The following is a 9,207-nucleotide window of genomic DNA, read 5'->3' as shown; positions in this document are numbered from 1 at the left end:
CCACAACAGCTCGCCACAGCCCGCCGCGAATGGCCCTGCGCCGTCCCAGAGCCAAAATCGCATTGTTCACGGACGACTAGCTCTTTGTGCATCCCGACGAGCGGTCCGATGAGAATTTCGGGACAAGAAACCCACGCCGATCCCACCGACAATTATCGAACCGAAGAGAATGCCCAGTTTGGCTGCTGAGGATTCGACAGGGCTACCAGCATGGTGGCTGTATTCCTGGCCACGTCCAAATGTTGCAACTTCGAAATGCCCAGCACCCTGACCTCCGCCATGTCCTGATCCAAAACCGACCGAAGCTATGAAGATGGACATGGTGAAACCGATGCCGCCTAGAAAACTGAGGCCAAGGAGATGTGTTCGGTCCAGTTGCCGGGGAAGCTGAAACCAACCGGTCTTCGCAGCGAGCACTGTTGCTCCGTAAATTCCCAAAGGCTTACCGATCACAAGACCAGCCAGAACGCCTAGCGTGACTGGGTGCGACATCAGCACCAAAATAGAATCGAGTGTTGCAGGGAAAGTGACTCCCGCGTTGGCAAGCGCAAAGACTGGAAGAACCACGAATGCTACCCACGGATGGAGCGCAGCCTCCAGCCGCTGCAAGGGCGTTTGAACGATCCTTGCCGACCGTTCGACTGAAGCGAAATGGGACTGCTGGGCCTGAGATGATCTTTCCTGATATCTGTCCTCGCGACTGATAATCGACTTCTCAAATTCATCGAGAACATTGCGCGCATCATCCAAGAACTTCATCGGCTCTATGCGACGAAAGGAAGGAATGGCGAAAGCAGCCAGAAAGCCTGCGATGGTTGGATGTACGCCAGACTTCAAAAATGCGAACCACACGCCGCAAGCCAAAATCGCATAATATGTCGTAGCCCGGATGCCGAGCCGGTTGCCGACGAACATAATGCAAAGGGCTAATGCTGCCCAGAGGAGGGCGCCAACCTTGACGGCGCCAGTATAAAAAAGGGCAATGATCAGTGTCGCACCTATGTCATCCGCTATGGCGAATGTGGTGAGAAAGACCTTGGCTGATGCTGGAACCCGCGCGCCGAGAAGAGAAAGGGCGCCGAGAGAAAACGCGATATCCGTGGCAGCTGGAATACCCCATCCGCGAAGTGCGTCTTGGCCGCCGTCCATCAGTTGAACAGTGGCAGCATAGACCGCCGAGGGAATGATCATTCCGCCGAATGCGGCAATCAGGGGAAGAAAGGCATTGCGCGGGTTTGCCAATTCACCGGCCAGAATCTCACGCTTGATTTCGAGGCCGATGACGAAAAAGAACACCGCCATCAAGGCATCGTTGACCCACAGGAGCAAGGGCTTGGACAATTGAAAAGTCGCCAATTGCAACGACAGTGGCGACTGCCAGAAATGGAAATACGCCGACTTCCATGGAGAGTTAGACCAAACGAGGGCAAAGATCGTTGCGATCAGCAGAACCGCACCCCCAGCAAACTCCGTCTTCTGGAACTGCTGAGCTGGCGACAAGAGACGATGGATAAAGGGCGAAAGGGGCTTCGGCGCCCCAAAGGCTATGCGAACTTCGGACTGATTCTCCATACCATAGCATCCGCGTTCCACTGGACGCCAAAAGAGCAGATTGCGAATAGCTACCTGCTATTCCTCCACTCCTCTGGCACGGCTCAGCGTTTCCCATCACCAGGATGGGATCAGCGAGCGTCTATGTCCGACAGTCATACAGCTTCTGGTTCTGGGGCCCCTTTCGCACTGAGACCGCTTGGCATTGCTTCGCCAGAGCTGATTTCGATTTTGCGCGGCTTCATTGCCTCAGGGAGCACGCGCTTCAACGTTATGCTGAGAAGGCCATTTTCGAACTTTGCCGCCTCGACTTCCACAAAATCTGCAAGTTGGAAACGGCGCTCGAAGGAGCGCATAGGAATACCCCGATGCAAAATCGCTCCCAGCTCATTCTCCTGCCCGCGCTCCCCTTTCACAGTGAGTAGGTTCTGCTGCGCAACGATTTCGACGTCTTCTCGCTTGTATCCCGCTAACGCGACATCAATGCGGTAGGTACCTTCACTTAGCTGCACGAGATCATAGGGTGGATAGTCTCCGGCGACGTCATGACCTGCCCCATTGTCAAGCAGGTCAAAAAGGCGATCGAAACCGACGGTCGAACGCCGATATGGTGTAAGATCGATACTTGTTCTCATTTCCAAATCCTCCTGTGAGCAATCTGGGCATGAGAAACGCCGGAAGTGAGAGCCGGCGCTCTCTATGTCCACCGGACCCGAAAGCAGCATCCGGCCTAGAGGATCTAGGACGGCTCAATTCAACTTCAAGATTAGTGGAGGCAAGCCTAAGCTTGGATCATATCAGGTTGCCCTGACCTAAGTCAGTGTAGCTGTAGCCAACTTCATCAATGTCGCTGCCAAGAGAGTATTCGACCGAACGAACGTTGAGGAAGGCCGAGCGATGCTGAAGGATCTGGTTGCAGTTGTGGACGACGTCGAGGCGTCGAAAAGCTTTCTGAAGAGGGCGGTCAAGTTCGCCGAGGCCCATGAGGCACATCTGGCCGTAAAGTTGCTGACGCGAGATCTTTATGGCCTGGTTGGCCTCTACCCATTCGACGTATATCCCCTTGCTCTCCACGAGATGCATGCTGATCAGGAAGCCCAGCTCGATCAATTGAAGCAGACCCTGCGCGGCGCAGCGGTTCCCGTCGAAGTGAGGGGCATGGCGGATGATCCAGGATTCGCGCATGGAACGTTGCGAATGGAGGGCCGCTATGCGGACATAGTCCTGGTTGGTCCTTCAAATGCCTATGATGACAAGAAATTGCGTCGCTATATTATCGAAACGGTTCTCCTCTCCCTTGGAGGGCCCGTGCTGATTCTTCCGGAGAACTCCAGCCTAGAGCAAATCAATCACGCGGTCCTTGGCTGGGATGCCTCAGGGGAAGCACGCCGTGCAGCACGAGAACTGCTGCTGATTGCGCAAACCAAGGCTCGAGTTGATGTCGTTTTGGTGGATCCCGAACCTACTCCAGAGGGACATGGCCCAGCACCGGGAAGTGACATCGCCAGACATCTTGCTCGCCATGATTTCGCGGTCGAGGTTCACCGTGAAGTCTCGGGCGGCCTCTCTGTGTCAGATGTCTTGGAGCAATTCGCATTAGCAGATGGAGCGGATCTCGTAGCTATCGGTGGCTATGCCCACTCACGCGTTCGCGAGATCTTCCTTGGTGGCGTAACTCGCGACCTTATTGAGGATGCACGTGTGCCTGTCTTGCTAGCTCGCTAAGCCTGCCCCCTTAACGTAGAGCGAACTATCGCTCGCTCGCGTCGTCGCAGTTGCGGTATATCTAATCTTTCCGCTCGGTTAGGCCATTCAGGGGTCAGCGGGGCTATTCACGCACCTCGGACCATTATGCAGGCGGGTATAAATCCGCGTGCTGTCCGCGAACATCCTAAGGACCTTCGCTGGTATTTCAGTTGCGGTGATTGCTGGGTGATTGCTCAAACCGCCATCTGGAGCCTATAAATCTCAAAATACTCTTTCTTTTCAACATACTAATTGCGCAAGAAGCTAAAATCTGGTATTTTCGCTGGAAGCGCACGGGCGCCTAGCCCGGCGATCATTCCTGCTGGTTCGCCCCCGCGTCCCGGCCGGCAGGTTCAATAGCCGGAACCAGCTCCCGCGCGGACGGGTTGTCACGACATGGTGATGACGCTGATCGTCGTGCTGGTGGTTTCGGGCGCGCTGCTCGCGGGCGCGGCCTGGGGTATTTTCGGCACGCTGGGCGACCGGCTCGAAGGCTTCCTCGTCGCGCTGGCGGGCGGCTCGCTGGTGCTCTCGCTCGTCTCCGAATTGATCGAACCCTCGATCGAGCGTTCGAACCTGTTCACCGCGACCGCCGGAGTCGTGTCCGGGGCGATCGTCTTCGCGATTGCCGACTATCTGATCGACGAGAAATGGGGCTCGGATTCGGGCGGAGGCCTGCTGGCGGCGATCACGCTCGACGGCGTGCCCGAGAATCTCGCGCTCGGCGTCGCCCTGATCAGCGCCACTCCCACCGAAGTCGCGGCGCTGGCGGGCTCGATCTTCCTGTCGAACCTGCCGGAGGCGGCGGGCGGCGCGCGCGACATGGCCGGCCGGGGTCACACGAAGATGCAGGTGTTCTGGCTCTGGGCGGCGACCGCGGCGATTCTGTCCGTGGCGGCGATCGCGGGCAATATGCTGCTCGACGAGGCGAGCGAGCACTGGCTCGCGGTGATCCGCTGCTTCGCTGCGGGCGCGGTGGTCGCAAGTCTCGCGACAGAGGTCTTTCCCAAGGCCTTCAGGCACGAGCACCACTTCGCCGGTGTCGCGACGGCGCTTGGCGTCGTGCTGGCGTTCTGGCTCGGCAATCTGGGCGGTTGAGCGCGCGCGTACGAAAAAGGCGGCCGCGAAGGGCCGCCTTTCTCAAATCCCGGTCGCGTTGCGCCCTCAGGCGAGGGTCAGCGAGAACGCCAGCGCATGGGCGCCGAACGCGACAACCGCGACCAGGAACTTCTGGATGTTCGTCATGGTCAAGTCCTTTGGCATGCGAGGCGAATCGACCGCCTCCGACGAACCAACAACTAAGCTAGGTTAGTAATTTTTGCAAGAGAAAAAGCAACAACTCACAGTGCAAGAATGTAAACTGCGACATTTGCTTTCAATCAATGACTCGTCCGCGGCGGGAATCGAGGTCACGAACAAGGCGTCCCATCGCGGCTCGCGGCGGAGCGCCTTCTCCGGGCCTCGCCGATCAGTGCGTCGACTTGACGGCCACGGCCCGCGCATGGCTGCGCCGGCTGGCGACCTGGGCCTCAGCACGCGCAAGGGTATCGCTCACGCAGCTTTGGAAGCTGTAATAGACGATCACCGGTGACTCGGCGCGGCACGCCTTGGCGGCGGCCCTGCGCATGCGCTTGCGCAGGAGCGCGGAATCGGCGGAGTTGGTGAGGTCGAGACCGGCATTGTCGACCAGGCGCTCAACCGGGGCGGCCAGGGCTGGAGCGGGAGCCGCACCTGCGATGCAGGCAGCGGCAAGTCCCGAAACGATAAGCTTGTTCATGGCTGTGTCCTTTCGAAGATTGCCGCCTTTCGAAGGACATCCATTTGTGTTTTGCTCTGCTCCTGTTGCAGTGCGGCATTTCCATCGCAACCGCTCGAAAGTGACAGGTTGGCGCTTCGCTCGCCGATTCTCGCAGGGCGAACAGGCCCGGCCGCCGGCGCGGTCCGTCGCTCACGGGCCACAAAAAAGGCGGCCACTTGCGGCCGCCTCCTTCTGATCTTCGCTCTTCGGTTTCGCGTTACGCAAGCGTAAGCGCGAAGACGAGCGCGTTGGCACCCAGAGCCGCAACCGCGGCCAGGGCCTTGTGCATCGTAGTCATCACTGGTTCCTCATTGGTTTTCGCGTCGGTTTCAGCCACCGATCTGTCGAGGGGGCAGCTAAGGATCGGTTGAAAAGTACGCAACCCGCAAAGTAATAATCTTGCTTGCAAAAACATCATTCGTTCGTGCAGTTCCCGCGCAGGGCGGCGCGTTTCGCTGCTCAGCCATCTGGACACCCGTACCGCGCGAGATTAACGCCCCGCCATGAGCAGTCATGCCTCCGAATCCGTCCTGATCGTCGATTTCGGCAGCCAGGTTACGCAGCTTATCGCCCGCCGCGTTCGCGAGGCCGGGGTCTATTCCGAAATCGCGCCGTTCTCGTCCGCCGAGGAAGCCTTCGCGCGGCTCGATCCGGTGGGCGTGATCCTGTCGGGCTCGCCCGCCTCGGTGCTCGATGCCGAAGGGCCGCGCATCCCCGAGGTGATCCTCGAGAGCGGATTGCCGATGCTGGGCATCTGTTACGGCCAGCAGGCGCTGATGCACCAGATGGGCGGCGCGGTGCTGGGCGGTGAGGGCGGCGAGTTCGGCCGCGCCTTCATCGACATCGCCGACGAATGCGCGCTGTTCGACGGGCTCTGGCAAGTCGGCGAGAAGCACCAGGTCTGGATGAGCCACGGCGACAAGGTGACCGAACTCGCGCCCGGCTTCCGCCCGGTCGCCTCGAGCGCCGGCGCGCCCTTCGCGGTGATCGCCAACGACGCCAAGCGCATCTATGCGATGCAGTTCCACCCCGAAGTGGTGCACACGCCCGACGGCGCCAAGCTGCTCAAGAACTTCGTCCGCCACGTCTGCGGCATGGCCGGCGACTGGACGATGGCCGAGTTCCGCAAGACCAAGATCGAGGAAATCCGCGCCCAGGTCGGCGACGGCAAGGTGATCTGCGGCCTTTCGGGCGGCGTCGATTCGGCGGTTGCCGCCGTGCTGATCCACGAGGCGATCGGCGATCAGCTCACCTGCGTCTTCGTCGACCACGGGCTGATGCGCATGGGCGAGGCCGAGCAGGTCGTGTCGCTGTTTCGCGGCAGCTACAACATCCCGCTGGTCCACGTCGACGCCTCGACGCTGTTCCTCAAGGGCCTCGAGGGCGTCACCGACCCCGAGGCCAAGCGCAAGTTCATCGGCAAGACCTTCATCGATGTGTTCGAGGACGAGGCGAAGAAGATCGGCGGCGCCGACTTCCTCGCGCAGGGCACGCTCTATCCCGACGTGATCGAAAGCGTCAGCTTCACCGGCGGCCCGTCGGTGACGATCAAGAGCCACCACAACGTCGGCGGCCTGCCCGAGCGGATGAACATGAAGCTCGTCGAGCCGCTGCGCGAACTGTTCAAGGACGAAGTGCGCGAACTCGGCCGCGAACTCGGCCTGCCCGAGATCTTCGTCGGCCGCCACCCGTTCCCCGGCCCCGGCCTCGCGATCCGCATTCCCGGCGAAGTGAACCGCGAGCGTGCCGACATCCTCAGGAAAGCCGACGCGATCTACCTCGAGGAAATCCGCAACGCCGGGCTCTACGACGCGATCTGGCAGGCCTTCGCGGTGCTGCTGCCGGTCAAGACCGTGGGCGTGATGGGCGACGGCCGCACGTACGACAGCGTCTGCGCGCTGCGCGCCGTCACCTCGACCGACGGCATGACCGCCGACATCTATCCTTTCGACAGCAGCTTCCTGAGCCGCGTCGCGACGCGCATCATCAACGAGGTCAAGGGCATCAACCGCGTGGTCTACGACTATACCTCGAAGCCGCCGGGCACGATCGAGTGGGAATGATTTTTACCCCTCCGGCGGTATCCGATTGTACGCCATGGTGCGATCTATCTGTATGAAAACAAGCGATAAAACTATCAGCGTCTATCGCCCTCTATCGAGGAGCAATGCTCTGATTTGACGGTATAGCGGACGGTATGGGGGAACTTGTTCGGCCAGGGATTTCCTTATACCGTCAGGGCTAAGAGAGCTGCTGACGGTATGGTTTTTGGCCATAAATATCTGAAAGTATGGGATAAAGTCGCTTCCAGCGACCCCTGTTTTGGCCTGACGGTATAATTGGCGTCTCTCTGCTGTTGTTTGGACAGATTTGGAGGCCCTCATGCTAACCGATACGGCCATTAAGGCACTGAAATCACGGAAAAAATTGTACAAGGTGAGCGATCGTGACGGTATGTACGTCGTGGTCCAGCCGTCAGGGGCCATCGTATTCCGGTACGACTACCGGCTCAACGGACGGCGCGAGACGCTGACGCTCGGTCGATATGGTCCCGATGGCCTTTCGCTAGCCAGGGCTCGCGAGAAGCTAATCGATGCGAAGCGGGCCATTTCTGAGGGGCGATCGCCTGCTCAAGAGAAGCAACACGACAAGCGTCGACTGAAGGAGGCGAAGCGGTTCGGCGAGTTCGGCGAAAAGTGGTTCCAGGAGTCGCGCATGGCGGACAGCACGCGGGCTATGCGGCGCTCCATCTACGAGCGCGACATTCTGCCGACATTCCGAAACAGGCTCCTGACGGAGATCACACCGGACGATCTCCGTATGATGTGTGGGAAAGTGAAGGATCGCGGCGCTCCAGCCACGGCCGTCCATGTGCGCGATATCGTGAAGCTGATCTTTGCATTCGCCATCCTGCATGGCGAGAAGGTCGCCAACCCAGCGGATGAGGTTGGGCCTGCGTCCATCGCGACCTTCGTGCCGAAGGATCGGTCCCTATCGCCCGCGGAGATCCGCGTCACGCTCGGTCAGCTTGAGCATGTGCCGACACTGCCGACCATACGGTTGGGAATGAAGCTTTTCCTCCTGACGATGGTCAGGAAGAGCGAGCTCCAGGATGCCACCTGGGACGAGGTCGATTTTGAGAACGCCGTCTGGTCGATACCCAAGGAAAGAATGAAGCGGTCGAAGGCACACAACGTCTACCTGTCTCAGCAGGCCATCGACATCTTCATCGCGTTGAAAACCTGCGCCGGCAATTCGCGCTATGTCCTTCCGTCGCGATATGACGCTGACGCGCCAATGTCGCGGGCGACGTTCAACCGGATCACGACCGCCGTGGTCGCTAGAGCGAAAAAGGAGGGGCTGCCACTTGAGCCCTTCACTGTTCACGATCTTCGACGCACCGGGTCCACTTTGTTGAACGAACTCGGCTTCAATAGCGACTGGATCGAGAAGTGCTTGGCGCATGAGGACGGACGGTCCTCGCGTGGCGTCTACAACAAGGCGGAGTATGAGCACCAGCGCCGGCATATGATGCAGGAGTGGTCCAACCTGGTGGACGCTTGGGTCGCGGGTCGGAAGTATGTGCCGACCTTGCTCCCGGCCACGATGGAGCTGCTTGAGTTCGAGCCTAGTGTTTGACAGGCCGTGAGCGGCGCAATCTCACGTCGGGACTTGGAGCGCGTTCGATAGCATTGGCCCGAGAGGCACGGCGTCGAGCGACGAGCCAGGCTTCGACTTCTGCCAGGTCCCAGACGACGCAACGCGAGGTGAGATAGAAGCGCTGCGGAAACTCCCCTCGCTGTTCCATGTCGTAGATCGTGCTGTCGGCCAGCGGCACGATCTCTCGTAGCTGCTGCCGGCGAATTGTTCTACGGACGACATGCGGGTCGGCGCTCATGTTCTAACTCCACGTTTCTGCTCTTGTGGAGATAGAAGGCGATAGATCTGACGATTTGAAGCCTTGGCGTGAACGTGTGCGGCAATATCGGGCTATAGCGTGCAAATCGGAAGGGCCGTCTCCAAGGCAAGTGCCGTCTAGGTTTCGTGGACAAAGGTTGACAGCAGGATCGGGCGTTGATTCAAGGCTGCCTTTTGGAGGTGGCGTTGGGCGA

The 9,207-nt window shown here is 59.4% G+C and carries 8 protein-coding genes; 4 read left to right on the top strand and 4 right to left on the bottom strand.

All coding sequences use genetic code 11. The annotated features are described in order from the left end of the window. Positions 1-66: 66 nt before the first annotated feature. Together nhaA and B2G71_RS23420 are read right to left on the bottom strand one after the other, a co-directional pair. Positions 67-1,572 carry a Na+/H+ antiporter NhaA gene (nhaA, locus tag B2G71_RS23425; RefSeq protein ID WP_098109071.1) on the bottom strand — a complete coding sequence of 502 codons (1,506 nt, stop codon included), beginning with the start codon at positions 1,570-1,572 and terminating at the stop codon, positions 67-69. A gap of 134 nt (positions 1,573-1,706) precedes the next feature. Continuing rightward, positions 1,707-2,186, bottom strand: coding sequence for an Hsp20 family protein (locus tag B2G71_RS23420; protein WP_098109073.1), 480 nt, complete (start codon positions 2,184-2,186; stop codon positions 1,707-1,709). Between the two features lie 262 nt (positions 2,187-2,448). Here B2G71_RS23420 and B2G71_RS23415 point away from each other — a divergent pair, with 262 nt between their 5' ends. Together B2G71_RS23415 and B2G71_RS23410 are read left to right on the top strand one after the other, a co-directional pair. Continuing rightward, positions 2,449-3,276 carry a universal stress protein gene (locus B2G71_RS23415; RefSeq protein ID WP_098109070.1) on the top strand — a complete coding sequence of 276 codons (828 nt, stop codon included), beginning with the start codon at positions 2,449-2,451 and terminating at the stop codon, positions 3,274-3,276. Positions 3,277-3,699: 423 nt separating this feature from the next. After that, complete coding sequence (locus B2G71_RS23410) at positions 3,700-4,395, top strand: zinc transporter (RefSeq protein ID WP_240530333.1); 696 nt, start codon at positions 3,700-3,702, stop codon at positions 4,393-4,395. Positions 4,396-4,765: 370 nt separating this feature from the next. On the opposite strand, the gene B2G71_RS23405 is transcribed toward B2G71_RS23410, so the two are convergent. Beyond that, on the bottom strand, positions 4,766-5,074 hold the full coding sequence (locus B2G71_RS23405; RefSeq protein ID WP_098109068.1) for a UrcA family protein: 309 nt from the start codon (positions 5,072-5,074) through the stop codon (positions 4,766-4,768). 524 nt (positions 5,075-5,598) lie between these two features. Between B2G71_RS23405 and guaA the strand changes: the two genes are divergently transcribed. Then, positions 5,599-7,158 (top strand): glutamine-hydrolyzing GMP synthase, encoded by a 1,560-nt coding sequence (guaA, locus tag B2G71_RS23400; protein WP_098109067.1) that lies wholly within the window; start codon positions 5,599-5,601, stop codon positions 7,156-7,158. A 319-nt stretch (positions 7,159-7,477) separates the two neighbouring features. After that, positions 7,478-8,734, top strand: coding sequence for a tyrosine-type recombinase/integrase (locus B2G71_RS23395; RefSeq protein ID WP_098109072.1), 1,257 nt, complete (start codon positions 7,478-7,480; stop codon positions 8,732-8,734). Here B2G71_RS23395 and B2G71_RS23390 read toward each other — a convergent pair. After that, positions 8,724-8,993 (bottom strand): AlpA family phage regulatory protein, encoded by a 270-nt coding sequence (locus B2G71_RS23390; protein WP_098109066.1) that lies wholly within the window; start codon positions 8,991-8,993, stop codon positions 8,724-8,726. The two genes, B2G71_RS23395 and B2G71_RS23390, sit on opposite strands and share 11 nt — an antisense overlap. Between the last annotated feature and the right edge of the window lie 214 nt (positions 8,994-9,207).

The sequence above is a fragment of the Novosphingobium sp. PC22D genome, from assembly GCF_002556635.1.
GTDB lineage: Bacteria > Pseudomonadota > Alphaproteobacteria > Sphingomonadales > Sphingomonadaceae > Novosphingobium.
Note: the sequence above shows the minus strand (reverse complement) of the source record. Positions and strands in the feature narration are given on the sequence as shown.